Origin of the sequence: Shewanella sp. ALD9 (assembly GCF_002836315.1) — a bacterium.
In the GTDB taxonomy this organism is placed as follows: Bacteria; Pseudomonadota; Gammaproteobacteria; order Enterobacterales; family Shewanellaceae; genus Shewanella.
On the sequence record NZ_PJCD01000003.1, the window covers coordinates 182,148 to 206,851 of the forward strand.

General features: G+C 41.3%; 18 protein-coding genes. 10 read left to right on the forward strand and 8 right to left on the reverse strand.

The window, feature by feature from the left end; genetic code table 11:
* The first annotated feature begins 240 nt into the window (after window positions 1-240).
* From poxB to CXF88_RS08470, 4 genes are all read left to right on the forward strand, one after another.
* On the forward strand, window positions 241-1,965 hold the full coding sequence (gene poxB, locus CXF88_RS08455) for a ubiquinone-dependent pyruvate dehydrogenase (protein WP_101086472.1): 1,725 nt from the start codon (window positions 241-243) through the stop codon (window positions 1,963-1,965).
* Window positions 1,966-2,335: 370 nt separating this feature from the next.
* A complete protein-coding gene (gene tpx / locus CXF88_RS08460; RefSeq protein ID WP_101086473.1) occupies window positions 2,336-2,929 on the forward strand; it encodes a thiol peroxidase in 594 nt (197 codons plus the stop codon).
* Window positions 2,930-2,975: 46 nt separating this feature from the next.
* The gene (gene ltaE / locus CXF88_RS08465) at window positions 2,976-3,986 is read left to right on the forward strand and encodes a low-specificity L-threonine aldolase (RefSeq protein ID WP_101086474.1); all 1,011 of its coding nucleotides are present in this window, start codon (window positions 2,976-2,978) and stop codon (window positions 3,984-3,986) included.
* A 223-nt stretch (window positions 3,987-4,209) separates the two neighbouring features.
* The gene (locus tag CXF88_RS08470; RefSeq protein WP_101086475.1) at window positions 4,210-4,578 is read left to right on the forward strand and encodes a hotdog domain-containing protein; all 369 of its coding nucleotides are present in this window, start codon (window positions 4,210-4,212) and stop codon (window positions 4,576-4,578) included.
* Between the two features lie 140 nt (window positions 4,579-4,718).
* Here CXF88_RS08470 and CXF88_RS08475 read toward each other — a convergent pair whose 3' ends face one another.
* Together CXF88_RS08475 and yiaY are read right to left on the reverse strand one after the other, a co-directional pair.
* Complete coding sequence (locus tag CXF88_RS08475) at window positions 4,719-5,084, reverse strand: cytoplasmic protein (protein ID WP_101086476.1); 366 nt, start codon at window positions 5,082-5,084, stop codon at window positions 4,719-4,721.
* A 267-nt stretch (window positions 5,085-5,351) separates the two neighbouring features.
* A complete protein-coding gene (gene yiaY, locus CXF88_RS08480; RefSeq protein ID WP_101086477.1) occupies window positions 5,352-6,500 on the reverse strand; it encodes an L-threonine dehydrogenase in 1,149 nt (382 codons plus the stop codon).
* Window positions 6,501-6,903: 403 nt separating this feature from the next.
* Here yiaY and CXF88_RS08485 point away from each other — a divergent pair, with 403 nt between their 5' ends.
* The 3 genes from CXF88_RS08485 (at window position 6,904) to CXF88_RS08495 (ending at window position 12,494) form a co-directional block, all read left to right on the forward strand.
* Complete coding sequence (locus tag CXF88_RS08485) at window positions 6,904-9,966, forward strand: EAL domain-containing protein (protein WP_101086478.1); 3,063 nt, start codon at window positions 6,904-6,906, stop codon at window positions 9,964-9,966.
* A gap of 141 nt (window positions 9,967-10,107) precedes the next feature.
* Window positions 10,108-11,379 carry a DEAD/DEAH box helicase gene (locus tag CXF88_RS08490; protein WP_101086479.1) on the forward strand — a complete coding sequence of 424 codons (1,272 nt, stop codon included), beginning with the start codon at window positions 10,108-10,110 and terminating at the stop codon, window positions 11,377-11,379.
* Window positions 11,376-12,494 (forward strand): GTP-binding protein, encoded by a 1,119-nt coding sequence (locus tag CXF88_RS08495; RefSeq protein ID WP_101086480.1) that lies wholly within the window; start codon window positions 11,376-11,378, stop codon window positions 12,492-12,494. The genes CXF88_RS08490 and CXF88_RS08495 overlap by 4 nt, the downstream gene beginning before the upstream one ends.
* Window positions 12,495-12,694: 200 nt before the next feature.
* Here the strand turns inward: CXF88_RS08495 and CXF88_RS08500 are convergent, their stop codons facing one another.
* The 3 genes from CXF88_RS08500 to nadK form a co-directional block, all read right to left on the reverse strand.
* Window positions 12,695-15,499, reverse strand: a complete 2,805-nt coding sequence (locus tag CXF88_RS08500) for an FAD-binding and (Fe-S)-binding domain-containing protein (protein ID WP_101086481.1) — start codon at window positions 15,497-15,499, stop codon at window positions 12,695-12,697.
* A gap of 91 nt (window positions 15,500-15,590) precedes the next feature.
* Window positions 15,591-17,243, reverse strand: a complete 1,653-nt coding sequence (locus CXF88_RS08505; RefSeq protein ID WP_101086482.1) for an L-lactate permease — start codon at window positions 17,241-17,243, stop codon at window positions 15,591-15,593.
* A 330-nt stretch (window positions 17,244-17,573) separates the two neighbouring features.
* Window positions 17,574-18,452, reverse strand: coding sequence for an NAD(+) kinase (nadK, locus tag CXF88_RS08510; protein ID WP_101086483.1), 879 nt, complete (start codon window positions 18,450-18,452; stop codon window positions 17,574-17,576).
* A 163-nt stretch (window positions 18,453-18,615) separates the two neighbouring features.
* Between nadK and grpE the strand changes: the two genes are divergently transcribed.
* Window positions 18,616-19,221: a nucleotide exchange factor GrpE gene (gene grpE / locus CXF88_RS08515; RefSeq protein ID WP_101087194.1), complete on the forward strand. Its 606-nt coding sequence runs from the start codon at window positions 18,616-18,618 to the stop codon at window positions 19,219-19,221.
* Between the two features lie 243 nt (window positions 19,222-19,464).
* Here grpE and dxs read toward each other — a convergent pair whose 3' ends face one another.
* The 3 genes from dxs to xseB are packed head-to-tail and all read right to left on the reverse strand — an operon-like array spanning window position 19,465 to window position 22,510.
* Complete coding sequence (gene dxs, locus CXF88_RS08520; RefSeq protein ID WP_101086484.1) at window positions 19,465-21,330, reverse strand: 1-deoxy-D-xylulose-5-phosphate synthase; 1,866 nt, start codon at window positions 21,328-21,330, stop codon at window positions 19,465-19,467.
* 22 nt (window positions 21,331-21,352) lie between these two features.
* Window positions 21,353-22,234 (reverse strand): (2E,6E)-farnesyl diphosphate synthase, encoded by an 882-nt coding sequence (gene ispA, locus CXF88_RS08525; protein WP_011638238.1) that lies wholly within the window; start codon window positions 22,232-22,234, stop codon window positions 21,353-21,355.
* A 39-nt stretch (window positions 22,235-22,273) separates the two neighbouring features.
* Window positions 22,274-22,510, reverse strand: coding sequence for an exodeoxyribonuclease VII small subunit (gene xseB, locus CXF88_RS08530; protein WP_011638237.1), 237 nt, complete (start codon window positions 22,508-22,510; stop codon window positions 22,274-22,276).
* 338 nt (window positions 22,511-22,848) lie between these two features.
* Here xseB and pomA point away from each other — a divergent pair, with 338 nt between their 5' ends.
* Window positions 22,849-23,616 carry a flagellar motor protein PomA gene (pomA, locus tag CXF88_RS08535; protein ID WP_101086485.1) on the forward strand — a complete coding sequence of 256 codons (768 nt, stop codon included), beginning with the start codon at window positions 22,849-22,851 and terminating at the stop codon, window positions 23,614-23,616.
* A gap of 3 nt (window positions 23,617-23,619) precedes the next feature.
* On the forward strand, window positions 23,620-24,546 hold the full coding sequence (locus tag CXF88_RS08540; RefSeq protein ID WP_101086486.1) for a flagellar motor protein MotB: 927 nt from the start codon (window positions 23,620-23,622) through the stop codon (window positions 24,544-24,546).
* Window positions 24,547-24,704 lie beyond the last annotated feature (158 nt).

Genomic DNA, 24,704 nt, shown 5'->3' on the forward strand with positions numbered 1-24,704 from the left:
CATCTAGTTAGTCTTACTTTTATTATTTACTGTTTTTAGCAGCCATAACGCTTTATTTCATAAATATATATTTTTTTGAACATATAAAAAATAAATGTTTATGAAAAAATAACCATTTAACATTGTTAAGCAGCGTTTCCAAGAGGATGATAATTAAAGGTAAGATTTTTGGTTGTCATTGATTAAAAATCTACTGCTGCACCTTTTTTCATCAAATTTCATACTTAGGAGTATCTTAATATGAGTCAAAGTATCGCAAGTTTTATTACTCAAACCCTTGAACAAGCAGGCGTGAAACGGATTTGGGGGGTAACTGGCGATTCACTTAACGGAATTAGTGATAGCTTGCGAAAAATGGGTACGATTGAATGGCTAGGAACACGCCATGAAGAAAGCGCTGCTTTTGCCGCAGGTGCAGAAGCACATATTTCAGGAGAGTTGGCCGTCTGTGCTGGTTCTTGTGGTCCAGGTAATCTTCATTTGATTAATGGTTTGTTCGATTGTCATCGTAATAAAGTTCCAGTATTAGCCATTGCTGCTCATATACCTTCATCAGAAATTGGCAGCAATTATTTCCAAGAAACTCACCCACAAGAATTATTTAAAGAGTGCAGTGTTTTTTGTGAATTAGTTTCCAGCCCTGAACAAATGCCATATTTACTCGAAACAGCCATGCGTCAGGCTATCTTACATAATGATGTTAGTGTGCTGGTTCTTCCGGGAGATATCGCGCTTAAGGCGATGCCTGAAACGACCAAACCAAAATGGAACGTCCCAAAACCTGCTTCTTATATCGCTGATTTAGCTGACACAAAAACACTTGCTACTCACCTTAATAAAAGCGGCAAAGTCACTTTATTGTGTGGTGCTGGCTGTAAAGATGCTCATGATGAAATTGTTGCCTTAGCCGCAAAACTACAAGCACCCATTGTACATGCCATGCGCGGTAAAGAGTTCCTTGAATATGATAACCCTTACGATGTTGGGATGACTGGGTTTATCGGCTTTTCATCTGGTTACCACGCAATGCAACAAGCAGATACGTTGTTGATGATAGGCACCAGCTTCCCTTATCGAGCTTTCTATCCAGAAAATATCACTATCTTACAAATTGATAATCAGCCCGCGTCACTCGGGAGACATGTGCAGATTGATTTTGGTGTTCTAGGGGATACCAAAAATACCGTCACTTCACTGCTTGAACTTATTAAGGAAGGCCGTTCTAGCGCTCACCTAGAGCAGTGTGTTAAAAACTATCAAGAATCCCGAAAAGATTTGGATGTTCTCGCCAATGGTAAAACATCACATAATTTAATTCATCCACAATACTTAACCCGTCTGCTTGATGAGCAAGCAGGTCAAGATACTATCTTTACCTGTGACGTTGGCACGCCAACAGTTTGGGCTGCTCGTTATTTATCGATGAATGGTCAACGTCGTTTAATTGGATCATTTAACCATGGGTCAATGGCTAATGCATTGTCACAGGCAATGGGTGCTCAATCACTGGATCGTAATCGTCAGGTAATTGCAATGTGTGGTGATGGTGGATTTTCGATGTTGATGGGAGAGCTACTCTCTCTGAAACAACTTAACCTACCGATTAAAATTATTGTTTATAACAACCGCTCACTGGGTTTTGTCGCCATGGAGATGAAAGCCAGTGGCTACTTATCAAATGATACTGATCTAGAGAATCCAAGCTTTGCAAAAATTGCTGAAGCTTGTGGTCTGAAAGGGATCCATGTCAACGATCCAGGCAAACTACCCGAAGCAATGGCGGAAATGATGGAGCACTCTGGGCCAGTTGTTCTTGAAGTCGATACGGCGAAACAAGAGCTTGCGATGCCACCAAAAATTAAGTTCGAACAGGCGAAAGGCTTTAGCGTTTACATGATGAAAGCGCTAATTAATGGTAAAGGTAATGAAATTGTTGAGCTGAGTAAAACCAACTGGTCACGTTAATCAAATTCCGTTCTTATTGGGCTCGGTCATTTAGCCCTTTAGGAAAGTATATGATCGTTAAGCGTTACATCGTAAAATGCCTTGTCGATACTACAATAACTAATAATGTCTAAACTGTAGATTGAGGCTTATTAAGTCACTAAACTGGCTTTTAAAGAGTATCGAGAAAATTTTATCTAGTAATATCGATTCAAAGTTAAATATATAATATTAAAACTGATTAACTATCTTTATCATAAGAGCACTGAGCCATTAGCTATCATTTGCGTAACTATTGGCTCTAACTATTTCTACTGGTGTCATGTTTACTAAGATCTCTCGTTAGCACCCAGTTCAAACCGCTCATCAGTACCTTTAACAGGAGTTTTCCATGAAGCTATTTTCTACCATTGCAGTGATCACATTATTATCCTCATCGGTTATGAGTGCCCCCAGTTTTGCTGGCGAGAAAACCATGATTACTATGGGGGGAACCCCTGTTGCTTTAGAAGGTAAAATACCGAGTATAAATACGGTTGCACCCTTGTTTACTGTTGTGGATGAAAAGTTTAATCCAGTCAGTTTGAGTGACTTTAAAGGTAAGACGATACTCATTAGCGCGGTACCCAGTTTAGACACTGGCGTGTGTGCATTACAGACCAAACGATTTAATAAAGAGTTTACTCAATATGATGCCAATGTGGTCATGTTAACCATTAGCGAAGACTTACCGTTTGCTCAGAAGCGTTTTTGCCAAACCGAAAATGTGGATAAAATTAAAGTGTTGTCTGACTCCGTATGGCGTGATTTTGGCGAAAAGTATGGTTTGTTGATCAAAGACCGTGGTTTATTAGCCCGTTCAATTTTTATTATTGATTCTCAAGGCATATTGAAATATCAAGAATTAGTGACTGAAGTAAGTGAACACCCAAACTACGATGCTGCTTTAGCGGCATTAACAGAAATTTCATCAGCGGCGAAGTAGTTGCGTAGCTTCCATAATGTTGAGTAAAAGAGGATAGAGATGCAGCATGATTGATTTTCGAAGTGATACGGTGACTCAACCGACTGAAGCAATGCGTTTAGCCATGTCGAGGGCGGAGGTCGGTGATGATGTTTATGGTGATGATCCGACCGTCAATAATTTACAAGATATGGCTGCAGAGATGTTTGGCTTTGATGGTGCTCTGTTTGTCAGTTCTGGTACGCAAGCTAATTTATTGGCATTGATGTCTCATTGTGAACGCGGAGATGAGTATCTTTGTGGTCAACAAGCTCATAACTATAAGTTTGAAGGCGGCGGGGCAGCGGTATTAGGCAGCATTCAACCTCAGCCTCTGAATAATCAAGCTGATGGCAGTATTTTATTGAATGATATTGAAGCTGCGATTAAGCCTGATGACGTGCATTTTGCAAGAACACGGTTATTGAGCTTAGAAAATACCATTGGCGGCAAGGTATTAAACCAAGATTATTTATCCCAGGCACAAAGTCTTGCGTTTAATCGTGGGCTTAAAATCCATTTAGATGGTGCCCGGGTTGCCAATGCTGCGGTTGCGCAGGGCATTGCTATTGCCGATATTACTCAATACTTTGACTCTGTATCGATTTGTTTATCAAAAGGCTTATGTGCACCGATTGGGTCGATTTTGTTAGGCGATGAGCGATTAATTGGTAAAGCGACACGTTGGCGTAAAATGCTCGGTGGTGGAATGCGTCAAGCAGGTATTATCGCTGCAGCGGCTAAGTTGGCGTTAACTGAGCAGGTCGATCGTTTAGCGGATGATCATTACAATGCAAAAACCTTGGCTTTGTTGTTGGCTGAAATGAGTGAGTTTGCTGTCGATGTTAGTTTGGTGCAGACCAATATGGTTTTCGCCACACTCGCAGAACATATCGACCCTAAAATGCTTACTGCCAAACTGGCCGATAAAGGCATTATCATTAGTCCAAGCCGACAGTTGCGCTTGGTGACTCATAAAGATATTAGTGCTAATGACATCAGTGTTTTTGTGAATACGTTGAAGCAAATTATTCGCTAATCAATATCAGTTAATATTCATTTTAAAGGCCATACTCAGTGTGGCCTTTTTCTTTTTTGGTGCGAAGATGCATTTATTTTGGGCATTCTGAGAATTTTTTAATTTAAAAATCTATTTATCACATTGATTATTAAAGCTTAATATACTTGGCTTGATCGTTGCTACTTATTTAGAGGTATGCGCCTAACGACGCAAAATTAATAAGTCAGATAATGAGGTCACTATGAAATATTTCTCACGTCATATCATCATGCCTATTCATCTTAATAGCACTCAAAGCTTATGTTGTGGCCAGTTATTAAGTTGGGTTAATGAGGAAGCAACAATTTTTGCCAGTTGCCAAATGCGCAGCCAATTCCATATTGCCAAAGTGATATCGGAAATTAATTTTATGGCACCGGCACAAACAGGCGACATTATCGAGTTTGGGTTTGAGCTAGTAAGCTTAGGTCAAAGTTCAGTCACTGTTCGCTGTAAAATACGTAATAAAGTCAATCATGCGCCGATTGCTTTCATCGATAAGATGGTATTTGTCAACGTGAATGAGAATGGCTTACCCATTCCGCACGGTATGCGAGCCAATGCCGCTTAATTGTATTTCTATTATCGTGGGTTCGTGTTCGTAAGTATGTGTTACGACAGGGCAAGAACTTATAGCCATTGACAATAAAACCGCAAAAAATAAGGAGCTATGATAGCTCCTTAATGTTGATGGTAAATCGACTTGATGTATTATTCGACTTTAGCGATACGCTGTTGATAATCATCGATTAAATGCTCCATTATTTGATTCGGAGAAGCATCTTGGCAGCAGTTGTCTAAATAGATTTTAAAAGTGACAAGGGCATGGCCATCATGCTTAAGGCGGCTACTTTGCATGGCAAAATAAGCTTCTTCATTATCGGCCTTTCGAACCACAAAATCGTCTAGTTCAAATGATTTGGTGCCAGAGAGGTTGTGCCATTTAGTGATACGGTCTAGAGCAATTTCGCAAGATTGGTTTACTTCGATATGGTTGAGCCATGTTGCAGCTTGTTCGTTTTCTTTATAGTGCGGGCATCGAACGGTGTAATTATATATATGAGTGATTGCTGTCATTGTTTACCTACCTATTCGCTATCTAAGTGTTTTCACTATAGACCTTATTTTTTATATTGGTCAATCCTTATTTCAAGAACTTAGATCTAAGCATCACTTTTTACTAAATTAAAAATAAGCTGTTGTCATTGTTGATTTTTTACATTAAACGGCAGACAAAAAAGCCCGTAATAAAATACGGGCTTTATGCTGTGCTATAAAACGAGCTTAGCTTAATTCTGGTTAATAACTATTTGATAATTGCTTATTATCCCTTGCTGAGGTTAGTTATAAAGCGTTTGTGAAAATTTGACAGATCTCTTGATGTGTCGCTTGTTTCGGGTTAGTAAAGCCACAAGCATCCTTGAGGGCATTGTCTGCTAAAGTTGGGATGTCTTGTGCTTTTACGCCTAGCTCGGTTAAATTAGCAGGAATGTTAACCGCTTTTGATAATTGCTTAATGGCGTCGATGGCCGCTTTAGCGCCTTGCTCGTCTGTCATTGCTGCTATGTCGACACCCATAGCTTTTGCGACATCAGCTAAGCGTGCAGGCACAACTTGGGCGTTATAGGTTTGTACATGAGGTAGCAATAATGCGTTACAAACCCCGTGTGGTAAGTCATAAAAACCGCCAAGTTGATGTGCCATAGCATGCACATAACCAAGGCTGGCATTATTAAAGGCCATGCCCGCTAGAAATTGTGCATAAGCCATGTTTTCTCTGGCTTGAATGTCATCGCCTTTTTTAACTGCATTAATTAAATTGGCTTGGATCAGTTCAATAGCTTTGATTGCACACGCGTCGGTGATGGGATTGGCTGCAATAGAGACATAAGCTTCAATTGCGTGTGTTAATGCGTCCATCCCGGTTGCAGCAGTCAGTGATGCTGGCTTTTCTAGCATCAGTTCAGGATCGTTTACAGATAGAATAGGTGTGGTATTTTTATCGACAATGGCCATTTTAATGTGCCTTGCCTCATCGGTAATAATACAAAAGCGGGTCATTTCACTTGCTGTGCCTGCGGTAGTGTTAATCGCGACTAAAGGCATTTGTGCTTTAGTTGATACATCCACACCTTCATAATCTTTAATGCTACCGCCGTTGGTGGCCACGAGTGCGATTCCTTTAGCGCAATCGTGCGGTGAACCGCCGCCTAAAGAAATAATCACATCACACTGATTGGCTTTTAGTAGTTCAAGGCCTGCAGCAACATTACCTGTTGTTGGGTTAGGTTGAACGCCATCAAAAATAACCACTTCAATACCATTGGCATTGAGTTTATCTGCAACCTTTGCCACTAAACCAATACTCACTAGTGGTTTGTCGGTGACAATAAGTGCTTTGGTAAATCCAAACGCGTTGATGTCTTTAATCGCTTCATCTACGCTGCCTTGACCCAGAATGTTGACGCTTGGAATGAAAAATTTAGTCGCCATATTGATTGTCCTTTATATAGAATTAAGTTTTCTCTGAATTAAACATACCAATAACATTGCAGTTTTTATGTGACGTGAAGCTCGTTAACGTCGATTAAGTCACAATCAATAGGCCGTTTTATTACCAACACGACATTTTCCAAATAACTGTGATCTAGGGTGATATTTTTTGACACCGACACTATGGTTGGTCGGTTATTGCGCATTTTGTTGTGTTGGATAGGATGACAATTTCTCTTAAATAATATTATCGAAATTTCAGATGAATATTATGCCCTTTATATATAGAATGGTTTACGGTATAAAGACGAAAAATCATAGTGTTAGTTTACTTCTACTATACTAAATAGAGACAGCTTGGATGCTAATGTGCTTGTTAAGGATGGATAAGGGAAATGTATAGATGTTTGGTCTAAATGTTTTTTTCTCAATTTTAGAAAATGCAGCGCTATTACTTGCGCTAGTTTATGTTTACTCACTCTCTCCTACGCATCAACGTAAGGTGACGCCTTTTTTATGGCAATTTTTAATGGGCGCAGTTATTGGCACTATTGGCGTTGTTATTATGATGGATCCCTTGGTTCATCAACAGGAAATATTGTTTGATGCCCGCTCGGTAGTACTCTGTTTAAGTGGACTGTTTTTTGGAGGTATTCCAACACTTGTCGCAACTATTATCATGGCGCTTTATCGCTATCATTTGGGTGGCGTTGCTGTATGGGTTGGTATATTTGCGTTAAGCAGTAGTGCTGTCATTGGATTAGTGTGGCGTCGGTACCGTCGGCATGAATTAGATCAAATTCGTTATCGTGAATTCTACCTTTTTGGCGTTATTGTTCATTCCCTATTGTTGTTATGGCTATTTTTATTGCCATTTGATCAAGCGTTACACGCTATCAGTGTTGTGTCTTTGCCTATCATGCTGGTATTACCTTTATTGACTATGGTCATCGGTCATTTACTTGCAAAAATAGTGTTTCGTGGGCGCGATATTCAAGTCAAATTACAAGAAGATTTTCTTTTCAACAATCAATTTGATATTGGCAATATTGGTATTTCTATTACCACTAAAACTAAGCATTGGTTGAGAGTTAACCCCTATTTATGTCGAATGTTCGGTTACAGCGAAAATGAATTAAAGGCGTTAACGTGGGCTGAATTAACACACCCAGATGATTTGAATAAAGATTTATTATTATTTGAGAAAATGAGTAAAGGCGAACTCAATGAATATGAAATTGATAAGCGTTTTATTGCCAAAGATGGTTCGGTCATTTATACCCATGTGACCATCGCCTGCCGCCGTCATGTTCAAGACAATACTTTCCTCGTTATTGCCGGTTTTCTTGATATCACTCATCAGAAACAGGCCGAACAAGATTTATTGCAAAGTAACGAGCAACTTGCGCTGGTACTCGATAGCAGTGAGTTAGGCGTGTGGGACTGGGATGTACAACACAATCGAATTCGTACGAATCGATACAGTGCTGACATTTTAGGTTGCTCAATGGAAGAGCTTAATCAGCATCCTAAATTGTGGATAAATGCGATACAGCTAAAAGATAAATTTAAGTTTCTTCGCAGCATTAATGAAATTGTAAAAGGTCGCTGTATAAGCCAACGAGTGGAATATCAATTAACTAACATGGACGGCGACAGCCGGTGGATTTTGCAAACAGGAAGAGTGGTTGACGTTGATGATAAAGGTAAACCGCTTAGAATGTGTGGTACTCATAGTGATATCACTGATATCAAGCAGGTTGAAGACTCGCTAAGTATTGCAGCATCTGTATACCAAAACTCCAGTGAAGCCATGAGTGTGTTTACTGCAAAGGGCATTATCATTGATTCAAATCCTGCCTTTTCTTTTATCACTGGATTCAGTCAACAAGACATACAAGATCAGCATTTACGTATGTTTGAAACAGATCTTCAACCCCAACATTTTTATCAACAATTAAGCCAACAGCTTAGCCAGCAGGGACATTGGCATGGTGAAGTGTGGATGCGTCGTAAAAATGGTGAAAATTACCTTATCTTATTAACCATTAATTCAATCATCCGAACAAAGTCGCAGGCTGCGCGATTTGTTGCGTTGTTTTCCGATATTACTGAGAAAAAGCAAACTGAAGAGTTGATATGGCGCCAGGCTAATTATGATGCACTTACCGGTTTGCCAAATCGTAGGATGTTGTTAACATTTTTGAATCAAGAGGTATTCCATTCTGACCGACAGCATAATCATTTTGCATTGATGTTTTTAGACTTGGATTTTTTTAAAGAGGTTAACGACACGTTGGGCCATGATATGGGCGATGTATTGTTAATTGAGACGGCGGAACGCTTAAAAAACAGCGTACGCGAAACTGATGTTGTCGCCCGTCTTGGTGGTGATGAATTTACCATAGTGTTAACTAATCTTGAAGATACTCATGGGGTAGAACGTGTTGCACAACAAATACTTAAACGACTTGCAGAGCCTTATTTATTAGGTGATCAAACGGCCTATATTAGTGGCAGTATTGGTATTACGTTATTTCCAGACGATGCAAAAACAACCGAGGCATTATTGAAGAATGCCGACCAAGCCATGTATTCGGCAAAATCCCATGGTCGTAATCGGTTTAATTATTTTACCTCCGCAATGCAAGACGATGCACAAAAGCGGATGGCGTTGATTCAAGACCTTAAAGTGGCGATTATCCAGCAGCAATTTGAGTTGTATTATCAGCCTATTGTGGATTTAAGCTGTCAGCAGATCATCAAGGTGGAAGCGTTAATTCGTTGGAACCATCCAACAATGGGGTTAATTCCACCGGCAGATTTTATCTCTATTGCTGAAGATACTGGGATGATAATCGATATTGGCAATTGGGCTTTTTATCAAGCCTGCGAGCAAGTCGCAAAATGGAAGACACAATTTAATCACCATATTCAGATTAGTATTAATATGTCACCAGTACAGTTTAAAGACGAGTCGACCGATGTTGAAAATTGGCTTAAACACATGTCTTTACTCGCGCTGCCTACCAATAGCATTTGTATTGAAATCACTGAAAACTTACTACATGACATTGAACCTAATGTTGAGGCTAAATTGCAGGCTTATAGTGATGCAGGTATGCAATTGTCGCTTGATGACTTTGGTACTGGCTATTCATCATTACCCTATTTAACCAAATATAATGTTGATTATCTTAAGATTGATAAATCTTTTGTGGGTCGATTGGCTGCCAAAAACAATGATATGTGTTTGTGTGAAGCGATTATTGCAATGGCTCATAAACTCGGTATCAAAGTCATTGCCGAAGGTGTTGAAACCGAAAGTCAACGGCGTTTATTGGCGTCTGCTGGTTGTGATTATGGCCAAGGATATGTATTTTCGCATGCCTTGTGTCGCGATGATTTTGAGCAAAAGTATTTAGTGGAAAAGGTAATACCATTGCAGGTTAGTCAGCAGATATAACGTTAGTACTGTGACTGTTCATTCAAAACCGGCGTGACCCATCGTGATGATATGGCTAATGCCATCACTAATGTAATAGTTAATGATGTTTAGATTAGTATACAATAGCGACCTATTTTTATTTGTGTTATTGGGTCTGTTATGTCATTTACGTCGCTAGGGTTACCGCCATTATTATTAGATGCGGTTAATCAATCTGGGTATCAAACTGCTACTCCTGTCCAACAAGCTGTGATCCCACTAGCGCTCGATGGCCGAGATGTATTGGCCAGTGCCGAAACCGGTACCGGAAAAACAGCTGCTTTTGCGTTACCGTTACTAAGTCATTTAATGGCGCAAGATCATTCAGACTTATTGCCACCAAATCGTTTACGCGCATTAATCATGACACCGACTCGCGAGCTAGCAATTCAGATTGAGCAAAATTTAGTTAAATACAGCCAGTTTATCAATCTGACCAGCTTAGCCGTTTATGGTGGCGCGAGCATCAATCCTCAGCGTAAGGCATTAGAACAAGGCGTCGATATTTTAGTGGCAACGCCAGGACGATTGTTTGACATTATTGGCCAGCATGAATTGGATCTATCTTTTGTTACTCACTTAGTGATTGATGAAGCTGATCGCATGCTTGATCTTGGTTTTGTTAAAGATATTGAAAAAGTGAAGCGTTTAATCGCCAGACAACATCAAACTATGATGTTTTCTGCTACTTTTTCTGAAGAAGTTAAAACGCTAGCGGCTAAAATGCTAAACAATCCTGAATACGTTCATGTTGAAACCCAAACTACTGCCGCTAATGTTGTCCAGCAAGTCTATCAAGTGGATACCCGCCGAAAAGCTGAGTTGTTATCTGAATTAATTGGCAAGCATAACTGGCAACAAGTTATGGTGTTCACCAGCCGTAAAGAAACAGCAGATCATTTATACCGCGAGTTAAGCTTAGACGGTATTAAGTCATCGGTATTTCACGGTGATAAAAGCCAAGGGGCTCGAAATCGTGCGTTGGAAGAGTTTAAAACTGGTCAATTACGCGTGTTAATCGCTACTGACTTGGCCGCTCGAGGGCTTGATATTCAAGCTCTGCCAAGAGTCATTAACTTTGAATTACCTGAAGAATGCGAAGATTACATTCATAGAGTAGGGCGTACAGGCCGTGCGGGATTAGGCGGTGAAGCCATTTCGCTGGTGAGTCCTCAAGAGCTAGAGTTACTTGGCGCGATTGAACAACTTATTGAACAATCATTGCCGATATTGGTACCAACAGGGTACGAGGAAGGGGCACCATTACCGGCTCGATATCGCGATGTTGCGGCAGAAAAACCGAAAAAAGTACTTAAGTACAAACGTGGCAAGCCATCGCAAACCGATGTGAAACCTACTCGAAAGGGTAAATACGCTAAAGCGAAAAAATGATCACCAAACCGATTAACACCAATATTATTACTGGCTTTCTGGGGGTGGGTAAAACCACGCTCATTAGCCAATTATTAGCTCATAAGCCCAAAGATGAAGTGTGGGCGGTGCTGGTAAATGAGTTTGGCGAAATAGGCATTGATGGTGGTTTGTTAAATGCGACTGCTGCAGGTAATAGTAATAATAGTAATAATAGTAATAATAGTAATAGTCCTGATGTTACACCAGCAAAGCCTGCCAGTATTGTCATAAAAGAAGTGCCAGGTGGTTGCCTGTGTTGCGTCTCCGGCTTACCAACACAAGTCGCGATAAATCAACTTATTCAGCAAACTAAGCCGGACCGGTTATTGATAGAACCTACTGGGCTTGGGCATCCTGCTGAAATAGTGAAGTTATTAACATCTGAATATTATCAACATGTTATTACTTTGCAAAGTAGTGTGTGTCTGGTTGATGCGCGTAAAGTCAGCGATCCGCGCTATCGAAATCATGATACGTTTACGCAGCAATTACAGATGGCAGATGTGCTGTTGGCCAATAAAGCCCAGCATTACACTGAAACAGATCATTTACAGTTACAGCAATTCCTCTGCAAGTTACATTTACAACAGACGCCACTAATTAGTGTCGATAATCACTTTACTGATGTTGACCTAATCCAACAGTTATTATTGCGCTTAAATACCCCGACAAAGTATCAAACGGTGCCAGCGGGACAACGGCTATTGGGGCGGAAAACGCTTATGGATAACTGGCTGTCTAACGAACCACCACTGAGCGATATCGATACCCCTGAGTTTTCCCCTACTGGGTTTATTCACAAAACTAACCAAGGTGGGGGCTGTTACAGTAGTGGTTGGATATTTTCAGCAGTACATTGTTTTCAGTTTGAGCAATTTATGGCGTGGGTAGACACGGTTAAAATGGACAAGGTGCTGAGATTAAAAGCTATTGTTATTACCCAGGATGGGGTGCTCAGTGTCAATATGGTGGATGATAAGTTGATGCTTAATGAACTTGATGATGCACTAGATACACGGGTCGAAATTATTAGCGATATGCCGCTTGAACATGAAAGATTGCAGCAACAGTTACTGGCGTGTTTATTGATTTAGTCTGAGTTGAGATGAGCAATTCGTTTTATAGGACATGTCGTTTTGATAGTACCTCTCGATTGAGTAGGATGACTCGTTTGAGTACGCTAATTAACGCTGAGTTCGGATATTAGTGTTAAGTATGGTAACAAAAATTAAGGGCATTGATATGATATCAATGCCCTTATTGTTTACGCTATTTACTGTGATGGTCCATTAGTTTAACGAGTACATTCTTCTAATAAATAGGCTAAATGGCGGTATGAAATACCACTGTGTTGGGTTAAGCCGACTTCACACATTCTGTTAGCGTAGTAACCTTCTTTCGTTTCTGCCGGAATGAGCTTTTTAATGTTACGCAGTGCGCTGGCATTAATTTCAGGCTTATAAAGCCCTTTTTCACCGGCATAACCACAACAGCTAATGCCCGCGGGCAACACTACATGGTTAGCACACGCATCAGCAATAGCTTGTTGCTTAGGCTCTAATTTCATCTTACGGGCACTACAGCCTTGGTGTAAAGTGACGTTAGATTTCTTGGTAATTGTCATGTTTGGTAACATCTCGTCGTGCATAAACTCGACTAAATCGGTTATTTTCACCTTAGGGTTACCGGTTAATGTGCGATAAGTACAAGACAATGCATCAACGATAATAGGCACTTTGCCATTTTCAGACTGTGTACTGAGTGCGTCAATAAGTTCATCACGCTTAGCATCGGCGTTTTTAAAATCACCTTTTGATTCCCACATCTGACCGCAACATAAATGGCGGGTATTTTCTGGGATGATCACATTGTAGCCAGCGCGTTCAAGTAAAGTCATAACCACTTCTGGCAAGGTGCGGTTGTCAGGATCTTTTGGTGTTGGACCAAAGGTTCTGCCACCACATGCAGGGAAGTATAAAACTGTTTGTTGACCCGGTTTATGGGCTGATGGCTTTGCCACTTTGCCACCTTTAGGGAAGTCTGGATTCCAATAAGGTACTTCTTTGGAAATCAAACGACCCGCTTTCATCAACGAGTTGGTGATACCATCGCCAGTTATTTTATGCACAATACCTAAAATATCAAAGCCGGTGCTGATCACTTGGTTTACTGCGCCAAAATGCTTGGCTTGGAAGTCGAGCACTTTTTGTTCTGTGGTGGTGATGTACGGTGTGCGCAGTTTACGCACCAAATTACCCATGCTGTTGTCAACTGGGCAGGCAATAGTACATAGCTGACAGGCTGCACAGGTATCAACCACATCATATTTGGCACTGGCACGCATTTCTGCGGCGGCTTTTTTATCACCCGATTGCTCTAAACGTTCAATTTCACGCAATACCGCAATACGTTGGCGCGGAGAGAAGTTAAGCGCCGATGTTGGACAGGTTTTCTCACAAAAACCACATTCAATACATTTATCAATAAAGTCATCTACCACTGGGCAAGGTTTGATGTTTTTAACATGTACCAGCGTGTCATCATTGAGAATAACCCCAGGATTTAACAATTTACTTGGGTCGAAAATCTGTTTGATTTGCTTCATTAATGTATATGCGTCAGTGCCCCATTCCATTTCAACAAAGGGGGCTACAGCTCGACCAGTACCATGCTCTGCTTTCATCGAACCATCGTACTTATTGATCACCATTTCAGCGACATCTTGCATGAAATTTTGGAAACGATTGATATCATCTTGAGAGGCAAACGTTGGCGTGATAATAAAATGGAAGTTACCGGCTAAAGCATGGCCATAAATCACCCCTTCTGGGTAACCGTGTTGATGGAATAAAGCGGTTAAGTCTGCTGCTGCACTGGCTAAATGTTGTAATTCGAATGCAACATCTTCAATAATAACCGATGTGCCTTTAGGTCTTGCACCGCCAATAATAGGGAATAAACCAGAGCGCATTGCCCAATACTGGCCAAATACTGCTGGATCATTACTGAATTCAGTTGGACGTTCAGTGTCAATGTGAGCGATTTTTGTGATCACATCTTGAGTGTATTGCACTAACGTTTCGGGATCATTAGCACGACACTCAATTAATAGAATGGCTGAACCTTCTGGTAAATCACTTAGCCACTCCGGCATGCCAGTTTTACCGGTAACCGATTTAATCGATGCCCAATCAAGTAATTCTGCAGCGGCCACACTATCACCTTTAATCGGTGGTATTGCGCTGGCAGCATCTTCCATATTGAAGAACACCGCCATGGCAGAAGCTTTAAATTGAGCTTCTTCAACGGTGTGATAAGTGACTTCATTTACAAACGCAAGTGTGCCTTCTGAGCCCACAATTAAGTGATTAATGATGTCAAATGGATCGCTAAAATCTACCAGTGCATTAATGCTGTAACCCGTGGTGTTCTTAATCGAGAACTTTTTACGGATCCGCGCCGATAGGGTTGGATTATTTTGAGTTAATTGCGCAAGATCGGTTAACGCCGTAAGTAACGCAGGATTAGATTGGCTAAATGCTGCTTTTGAATGCGGACAACCTGTATCAAGTTCAGTACCATCGGCAAGCATTAATTTAACTGATTTAATGGTTTGATAACTGTTCTGCGCGGTGCCACAACACATTCCAGATGCATTATTTGCTACCATTCCGGCAATTTGTGCAGAGGCTAGTGTGGCTGGATCGGGACCAATTTTTTTATTGAAGGGTTTTAATGCCATGTTGGCATCTGAACCAATGACCGCAGCACCTAGAGTGATTGAATTTCTATCTTCACTGATTTCAATGTTTCTAAAACCATCATGGCCCAAAATAAGTAAAATGCCATCACCAATTGCCTGGCCAGATAAACTGGTACCGGCAGCACGAAAGGTTACTGGCACATTATGTGCTCTGGCGATATTAAGGGTTATTTTAACTTGTTCTTGAGTATCTGCGTGTACCACAATTTCAGGTACGATACGAAAGTAACTGGCATCAGTTGACCAAGCAAAACGACGCACTGGATCATTGGATACGGCGTGACTGCCGAGCTGTGACGTTAACGTATCCATCACTACTTGATAATTAATAGTCATAACATGCTCTCTTTACACTCGAATGAACGGCAGGCATTTTGTGCCTGCTGTTGTATTGTTATCGTTAGAATATAAGTAACTTTATCGTTAATTAGAATCCACCCCAGATAACAGCAATAGTGCCTGCAACTAAGGCATAACCCAGTGCGATAGGCATTGTTTTACGAATAATTTCAGACTCACGACCAGCCATACCTACCACGGTAGCAGCAGCAACGACGTTCATTACACACATCATGTTGCCCGCATTGGCTCCAATGCCTTGCAACGCTAACGCGATGGCGTGATTCATGCCGATATTATCTGCAACTGAATACTGTAAGCCTGAGAACATCATGTTTGAGAAAGTCGCAGAACCTGACAGGAATGCACCAAAAATACCGACAATAGGTGAAACCCAAGCCCAAACTGAGCCCATGCTATTGGCCAGTAGGTCTGCTAATGCAACTGGCATTGAAGCGAGACCGGCGCCATTTTCACCTGAGTTTAGGAATATTTTTACCATAGGTACTGATGCACCTAGTGAAATGATCGTTGGTAACATTGAACGACAAGATACGGTGATTGATTGCTTCATTGCAGTAGGTTTCATTTTAAATAAGATAAAACCGAATAAACATACAACAACAAAGAAGATTCCCGGTGCATACAATGTAGCAAAGCCGGCTTTAAGCTCTGTGCCTAATAAACCCGTCCAGCTAATGTTAAAGCCAAGCAACCAGCTTTTAAATGGTGTAACGACACGAGATAAGACTAATAACGACGCCATAATGATGTATGGAGACCAAGCGGCAATTTGTGAGAATTTAACCGGTGTTTGATTAATCGCGAGCTCTTCATCTGATTTATTGTCGTTTTCGCTGAAGTCACACCAAGGTGTTGATGGCAGTAACCAGCCTTTTCTCGCGACAGGGATAACTAACGCCATACCCACAAGAGCACCAATAACAGAAGGGAACTCAGGACCGGCAAAATAGTTAATTAACCATGCTGGTATGGTAAAGGCAAAACCGGCAAATATTGCAAATTTCCAAACTTGTAAACCTTCTTTAATCGACTTGTTGCGACCAAAAAATCCTGTTAATACACAAACCATCACTAACGGAATTAATGTACCTGTTATTAAGTCGATGGTGATCATGTGTTTAGCTATATACTGCGCATAACCTGCGAAGGTGCCACCATGTTCAGCAATTTGAGCTGCCGCCATGTTAACGCCGCCTTCAGTTAGGCCTTGTTCCATCCCAAATAGAACAGGTAAACCAATTGCGCCAAATGACACTGATGTTGAATCAGCAATCAAGGCCACTACGGCTGCAGCAATGGGTGGGATACCTAATAATACTAGTAGCGGTGCACCGATTGCAGCTGGAGTACCGAAGCCTGCAGAGCCTTCAATAAACGATCCAAACAACCAGCAAATAATAATCACCTGAACTCGCGCATCGGCACTGATGTTAGTAAAGCCTGAACGAATAGTGTCCATGGCGCCAGAATATTTAAGGGTATTTAACAAAAATACCGCGCCAAAAATAATGGTCAGCGGTGTTAATGCAGCGAGAAGACCTTCGACTACAGATGCCGCAAGAAGTTGCGTATCCATTTGCCAAATAAACATTGCTACAAGGCCTGTAGCAACCATTGATATGGGCATTGCTTTCGACGCTGGTAAGCGCATAAGCACCAAGAATACCATTACGCTAATAATGGGGGTTAAGCTTGCTAGTATCTGTAATATTGTCATGCATACCTCGTATCACTATAAGTGGGTACTAAATTGTTATTATTTGTTAGCATTTGGCTAACTAGGGCGTAATAGACGTTATTTAAGTGTTAAAAGTGTTGATCGAGATCATCTAATACACGGGAAAGTGCATTAGCCGACAGAACTGTGAAGCGAGTCCAATGTGAGGTTTTTAGTGCGTGGTAGAGATCACGCTTTTCAGAGATGTAACAATTCATATAAAGTAAAACCAAGCGAGTTACCGATTGGCTTACAATATAATTAATTAGCATTTGGTAATGTGAAGAGGCTCACTAGAAAGGCGACGGTGTTGTGATCGAGTTCAAACAGTTAGAAAAGTTTACTTCCCCAGCCTAATTTGTTACGTAATACGTGAAAATAATTATGGCCTTTGGGATGGATGAGTCTTAGGCGTTCATTTGAGCGGCGAATAAAAATTTCATCACCGGGTAATACGGCTAAATGAACATGGCCATCACAACTGACTTCGAGGTTTTCACCATTATCAGGTGATACCACTAATTTAATGGTACTACACGCATCGACTACAATAGGTCGGCATGACAAGGTGTGAGGAAACATCGGCACTAAAATAAGTGCTTGAAGATTAGGGGTTAATATTGAACCGCCAGCTGACAAAGAATAAGCTGTAGAACCTGTTGGTGTAGACACAATCATGCCATCAGCACGTTGGCTATACATAAACTGCTCGTCAATATACACCTCAAATTGGATCATATGAGCAATTTTGCCAGGGTGAAGTACCGCTTCATTGACGGCAGTATTACTGGCGGTTATTTTGCCGTGACGGTGAACTTCAGCCTCCAGTAAAAAACGGTGTTCAGTTTCAAATTCACCACTAAGGACTTTGGACAAGGCTTCTTCGAAGTTATCAGGAGGTAAATCGGTTAAAAAGCCTAAGTTTCCTCGGTTTACACCAATTACGGCAACGTTGAAGCGAGCTAATACTCGGGCTGCACCTAGCATATTACCGTCACCGCCAACCACGATGGCTAAATCACAATGCTCACCCATTTCAAGTAGGTCCATTGAGCAAACATCTGCCCCTAGCTCTGCGGAGACTCGTCCTTCGACGATAACTCTAAAGCCCTGCATGCTCAACCAATGATGCAATCGGGTTAACGTGAGGTTCGTCCCTTGATGATGTGGTTTACCGATGAGGCCGATTGTCTGGAACATTTTAGTCATATTCGAGTTTGTTATGCCTTTAGGCCTTGAAACATAAGAATTGATCCCCATAATATACTCAAACTTATTAAAAGTGTGAGATTTGCTGTTAATTTATCAGTAAATGGCCACTTTATTTATTGTCGTAGATTACGAAATAACGCATTTTTTAGCTGGAGTGAAAATGAGCAACGAATCGAACAACACATCGCAAGATCAAGTGGAAGAAGCTGTAACTCCTGAAGTTGTGGCTGATGAGGTAAGTTTGATGGATGAATTAACCCAAGCAAATTTTCGTATTGAAGAACTAGAGCAATTATTGGCTGAGTCTGAAACTGCCTTAGCTGAGCGTAAAGATGTTGAAATGCGCGCAGCGGCAGAAACACAGAACATTCGTACTCGCGCGGCAAAAGATGTCGAGCAAGCACGTAAGTTTGCCTTGGAAAAGTTTGCTAACGAACTCTTGCCTGTAATCGATAATATGGAACGTGCCTTACAGGGGACTAACCCTGAAGATGAAGCGACTAAAGCGATTTATGAGGGTGTCGAACTGACCATGAAAGGCTTTTTAACCTCGGTGGCAAAGTTTGGTGTAACTCAAGTTGATCCACAAGGCCAAGCATTTAACCCTGAACATCATCAAGCTATTGGCATGCAGCCAAGTGCTGAGTTTCCTGCCAACACTGTCATGATGGTCATGCAGAAAGGTTATTTATTGAATGACCGTTTACTGCGTCCTGCGATGGTGATGGTATCTCAAGGCGGTGGCAGTGTGGATGTTGAAGCTTAACGATAACGTTAATCTCAATACTCGCTTGTTGACACTAGAGCTGTAGCCAATAGCATTATAGTGTTCTTCAACATAGTGCTATTCATATAGTCCTATTTATCATAGTGCTATTTAATATAGTGCTATTTAATATAGTGCTATTTATTATAGTTACTTGCACTATGATCACTAGAACGCGAGCCATAAAAAAGGACTGAATTTTCAGTCCTTTTTTGATCCTCTGCCAGTAATAACAGTAGAATATTAAGCCATAAATGCTTGGATTTGCGCTAAAATACCTTCAGCATCAAGTTGAAGATCCGTGATGATTTCATCAGGTGCGCCGTGTTGAATAAATTCATCAGGCAAACCAATCTGTAACACAGGTTTCACGATCCGCATTTTGTGTAATGCTTCAATCACTCCAGAACCCGCACCACCCATAATCGCATTTTCTTCAACGGTAACGATAACATCATGGCTATTGGCAAGTTGTTCAAGCAAGGCTAAATCTAGTGGCTTAACAAAGCGCATATCGGCAATGGTAGCATCCAGTTTTTCAGCAGCATAGGTAGCAGCTTCAAGTGTGGTACCAAAGTTAACAATGGCAATTTTTTGACCTTGACGGGTTAATACCCCTTTACCTATCGGTATTAATGTCATGGCCTCGACTTGTTCAGCCCCAGTCGCAAACCCTCGAGGGTAACGTACCGCAGTCGGCCCATCTTGATAGCAATAACCTGTATAGAGCATTTGACGGCATTCGTTTTCATCTGATGGCGCCATAATGATCATATTAGGAATACAACGCATAAAGCTTAAATCGAATGCCCCTTGATGAGTTGGGCCATCTGCACCAACAATACCACCACGGTCAATAGCGAATAATACTGGTAAACGTTGCAAAGCCACATCGTGGATAAGTTGATCGTATCCGCGCTGTAAAAAAGTCGAGTAAATAGCAACCACAGGCTTTAGACCTGCACAGGCAAACCCTGCGGATAAGGTGACCGCATGCTGTTCGGCAATGGCAGCATCAAAATATTGGCTTGGGAATCGTTGCGAAAATTCAACCATACCTGAGCCTTCACGCATAGCGGGCGTAATAGCGACTAACTTGTCGTCTGTGGCAGCCATGTCGCATAACCATTTACCAAACACTTGTGAAAACGTAGGTAAACCTGGTTTAGTTGTCGGTTTCTTAAACTGGCTAGGATCAAATTTAGGCACCGCGTGCCAGCCGATAGGATCTTTTTCAGCAGGCTCATAACCACGACCTTTTTTGGTCATGATATGCAGTATCTGTGGACCCTTGAGGTTACGCATATTACGCATTGTTTCAACGAGCGAATCAACATCGTGACCATCTATTGGGCCAATATAATTAAACCCTAGTTCTTCAAATAACGTTGCAGGCACCACCATGCCTTTAAGGTGCTCTTCAGTACGCTTAGCCATTTCTTTAATGACCGGCATCCCTTTAAGGACCTTTTTACTGTTTTCTCGAATGGTGGTATAAAAACGACCTGACATCAGCTGTGCCAAATGATTATTAAGCGCGCCAACATTTTCAGAAATTGACATTTCATTGTCATTCAGTACCACGAGCATGTCATTGTGCAAGTCGCCAGCATGATTTAAGGCTTCAAACACCATTCCCCCGGTCATGGCGCCATCACCAATCACAGCAACCACTTTTCGACCCGCACCTTCTTTACCTGCAGCAATCGCCATACCTAAGGCGGCGCTAACAGAGGTGCCAGAGTGACCCACGCTAAACGTATCGTATGGGCTTTCTTCACGCCATGGGAAAGGATGTAAGCCATTCTTTTGTCGAATGGTATGCATCTGTTCACGACGATCGGTAAGGATTTTATGTGGATAAGCTTGATGCCCTACATCCCAAACTAACTGATCAAATGGGGTATTGTAGACATAATGAAGTGCCACAGTTAATTCAACTGTGCCTAAGCCAGAAGCAAAATGTCCGCTAGAAATAGCAACAGACTGAAGTAAGAACTGTCTGAGTTCATCAGACACTTGAGGAAGTAAACCTTGAGGTAACTTCCTTAATTCTTCTGGTGTATTAGCTTTCGCTAGTACTGGAAATTTAGAAATATCGAAGCTCATAGCGAGATTGTCTGACTCTTTATTATAATCTTCGCTCAATAATGTAGTGGGCGAAGTCTGCAATTAACTGGCTATTGTATGGTAATTTAGTCAGCGCTGATAGTGCATCTTGTATTAGTTGTTCTGCACAGGCTTTGGCACCATCGAGACCCAATAGTTTCGGGAAAGTGCTTTTATTCGATTGCTGATCGCTGCCTTGTGGTTTGCCTAGCTCTTCGGTGCTAGCAGTAATATCTAAAATATCATCTTGCACTTGAAAAGCGAGCCCAAGCGTATGGGCATATTTCATCATTAATTTATAATGCTCATCGGGTACGTCAGCAGCGATTAAGGCAAGCTCAACCGCACAACTGATTAACGCTCCGGTTTTTTTATTATGTAATTCGGTTAATCGGTCTAAATTTATACTGTGATCTGTTGCACTCAGATCAATCGCCTGCCCACCGCACATACCTTGATACCCTGAAGCTTTTGCGAGTACTCTGACCATCGCCAGTTGTTGCTTCGGATGTAAGTCATTACAAGGGGCTGTGATAATTTCAAAAGCCAATGTTTGCAACGCATCACCGGCTAAAATCGCGGTGGCTTCGTCAAATGCAATATGAACAGTTGGTTGGCCACGACGAAGTGCATCGTTATCCATTGCCGGTAAGTCATCGTGTATTAATGAATAGGCATGAATACACTCAATAGCAGCCGCGGCTTTATCAAGTGCATTGATATTGACACCGAGCATGTCACCTACACTGTAGACCAAAAATGGTCTTATGCGTTTCCCACCCAATAGCGCACCATGGAGCATCGCTGCTTTTAAATCTGGTGCAGCGTCATCGAGCAGCGTTAAATGTTGGTTAAGAATACCATTAACGCGATTTTGGTATGTTGTTATTGCTTCAGCTAACACGTATCAAGACCTATTATTTAATACACACTATGTTGACGATTATTCACTTTCTACAGTGAACGACGCTAATTCGGCATCATCTTCATTTAATAAGATAGAGACTTTTTGCTGTGCTTGCTCAAGTTTTGCTTGGCTTTGACGTACTAACTTAATGCCACGCTCAAACTGCTTAAGTGCATCATCCAGCGACACTTCACCTTGCTCCAAATGAGCAACAATGGTTTCAAGTTCAGTTAATGATTGTTCAAAACTGAGATTTTCAGGTTTTTTAGCCACGAGTAATATTCCTTTCATTCAGCGTGTGACAAGGTATATCAGCCCAGCGTATCGGTCAAATACAGTCGCTGGTTATTTGCTCAACAGCACGCTTTGTTATTGAATTTTGTTTAGAATGTACAAAAACAAGCTAAACTTGAGCCAAGTTTGTCCGATAACAAGTCATGATTTAAATTTGCTAGCAAAAATAGTATTGAAACTTTTGCTGTAATACATAACGATGGGCATTGTTATCAACACAAAATGCTGTCGGATTATTCGGATCATATAACGTGCGCTAACAGCACGATGGAAGTAGCACAAATAAGCAGCATAATGACTGCGATTGAGGAGAGGTTGTGGATTTAGCTACCCTAATAGGTATTATCGGTGCTTTTGCATTTATTATTGGTGCGATGATCACCAGTGGTGGTATCGGATTATTTATCGATGTACCGTCAATTTTGATTGTTGTGGCAGGCTCTTTATTTGTGGTGATGATGAAATTTAACCTAAAGCAATTTTTAGGTTCAATAAAGATTGGTATGAAAGCCTTCATGTTTAAATTAGATAAACCTGAAGACTTGATAGAACAAGCTGTCACCATGGCTGATGCTGCCCGTAAAGGCGGTTTTTTAGCATTAGAAGAAGCGGTTATTACCAACACCTTTATGCAAAAAGCCGTTGATATGTTAGTTGATGGCCATGACGGTGATGTGGTGCGCAACGCATTAGAAAAAGACATCGCATTAACTGAAGAACGCCACAAAACAGGGGTGGGTATTTTTAAAGCCATGGGCGATGTGGCACCTGCAATGGGCATGATTGGTACTTTAGTTGGTTTAGTGGCGATGCTATCTAACATGGACGATCCAAAGTCTATTGGACCTTCAATGGCAGTGGCATTGTTAACGACTCTTTACGGCGCGGTGATTGCCAACATGATCGCCATCCCGATGGCAGATAAATTATCATTGCGGATGAATGAAGAATTGCTTAATCGTAATTTAATTATGGATGCAGTATTAGCGATTCAAGATGGACAGAATCCACGGGTTATTGAAGGCTTTTTGAAGAACTATTTGGCTGAAAGTGTGCGAAAAATCGATACAACGGACGGAGAGTAACTCATGGCTAAGGCCAAGTGTGATTGTCCACCCGCTGGCGCCCCTATGTGGCTTGCCACATTTGCAGACTTAATGTCGTTGCTGATGTGTTTCTTCGTGTTGTTGTTAGCGTTCTCTGAAATGGACGTGATGAAGTTTAAACAAATCGCTGGTTCAATGAAGTATGCATTCGGGGTACAAAACAAAGTTGAAGTAAAAGACATTCCTAAGGGGACGTCTGTTATTGCGCTTGAATTCCGCCCAGGTCGCCCCGATCCCACTCCAATAGAGATCATTAATCAACAAACCAATGAAATGACTCAGCCGACGATAGAATATCAGGCGGGTGAAGAAGACAGCGCGGGTGGGACTCAAAAACAGAATGGTGAGCAACGCGGTGGCAATGCAGCCGCAACAGCGCAACAAGAAGCTGAAGCCGTTAAAAAAGACGCTGCCTCTTCGCAAGAAAACATTAATGATCAAGTTAAAAAAATGGCTGAAAAACTCAATGAAGAAATTGTCGATGGCGCCATTGAAATTGAATCTTTAGGCCAACAAATTATTATCCGTATCCGTGAGAAAGGCTCTTTTGCTTCGGGCTCAGGCTTTTTACAACCTAAGTTCAAACCTATTGTGCGCTCAATTGGTGAATTATTAAAAGATGTCCCTGGGATTATTACGGTGTCGGGTCACACTGATGGTGCTGATATTAATAATGAGCTTTACAGTTCAAACTGGGAACTATCAAGCCAACGAGCTGTGGCTGTGGCTCATGAATTAAGAAGAGTTTCTGGTTTTGATGAATCAAGGATGAAAGTGGTTGGCGAGGCGTCTAATCGACCATTAATCGCCAATGATTCTATTGAAAATCAGGCTCGAAACCGCCGGGTAGAAATCTCTATCGAACAAGGCAAAGCGAAAGAGTCGAATGAAATAATTGTAACTCAATAGTTTGCCATCAAAAGATAAGCGCAATCTCTACAAGTTAAAGAGATTGCGCTTTTTTGTTTTATAAATGTGCCTTACAGCGCTTTTACTAACAAATAACAGATAAAAAAGTGAATATGTTTGGTTAATAGGCATCATTTGGTATAATCGACGAATTATTG

Excerpts from the sequence above, each read along its gene's own strand:
- CXF88_RS08470 (WP_101086475.1), top strand. The coding sequence starts at position 4,210 with ATGAAATATTTCTCACGTCATATCATCATGCCTATTCATCTTAATAGC.
- CXF88_RS08500 (WP_101086481.1), bottom strand. The coding sequence starts at position 15,499 with ATGACTATTAATTATCAAGTAGTGATGGATACGTTAACGTCACAGCTC.
- grpE (WP_101087194.1), top strand. The coding sequence starts at position 18,616 with ATGAGCAACGAATCGAACAACACATCGCAAGATCAAGTGGAAGAAGCT.
- CXF88_RS08505 (WP_101086482.1), bottom strand. The coding sequence starts at position 17,243 with ATGACAATATTACAGATACTAGCAAGCTTAACCCCCATTATTAGCGTA.
- CXF88_RS08495 (WP_101086480.1), top strand. The coding sequence starts at position 11,376 with ATGATCACCAAACCGATTAACACCAATATTATTACTGGCTTTCTGGGG.
- dxs (WP_101086484.1), bottom strand. The coding sequence starts at position 21,330 with ATGAGCTTCGATATTTCTAAATTTCCAGTACTAGCGAAAGCTAATACA.
- CXF88_RS08490 (WP_101086479.1), top strand. The coding sequence starts at position 10,108 with ATGTCATTTACGTCGCTAGGGTTACCGCCATTATTATTAGATGCGGTT.
- nadK (WP_101086483.1), bottom strand. The coding sequence starts at position 18,452 with ATGACTAAAATGTTCCAGACAATCGGCCTCATCGGTAAACCACATCAT.
- ltaE (WP_101086474.1), top strand. The coding sequence starts at position 2,976 with ATGATTGATTTTCGAAGTGATACGGTGACTCAACCGACTGAAGCAATG.
- CXF88_RS08485 (WP_101086478.1), top strand. The coding sequence starts at position 6,904 with ATGTTTGGTCTAAATGTTTTTTTCTCAATTTTAGAAAATGCAGCGCTA.
- yiaY (WP_101086477.1), bottom strand. The coding sequence starts at position 6,500 with ATGGCGACTAAATTTTTCATTCCAAGCGTCAACATTCTGGGTCAAGGC.
- CXF88_RS08540 (WP_101086486.1), top strand. The coding sequence starts at position 23,620 with ATGGCTAAGGCCAAGTGTGATTGTCCACCCGCTGGCGCCCCTATGTGG.
- poxB (WP_101086472.1), top strand. The coding sequence starts at position 241 with ATGAGTCAAAGTATCGCAAGTTTTATTACTCAAACCCTTGAACAAGCA.
- tpx (WP_101086473.1), top strand. The coding sequence starts at position 2,336 with ATGAAGCTATTTTCTACCATTGCAGTGATCACATTATTATCCTCATCG.
- CXF88_RS08475 (WP_101086476.1), bottom strand. The coding sequence starts at position 5,084 with ATGACAGCAATCACTCATATATATAATTACACCGTTCGATGCCCGCAC.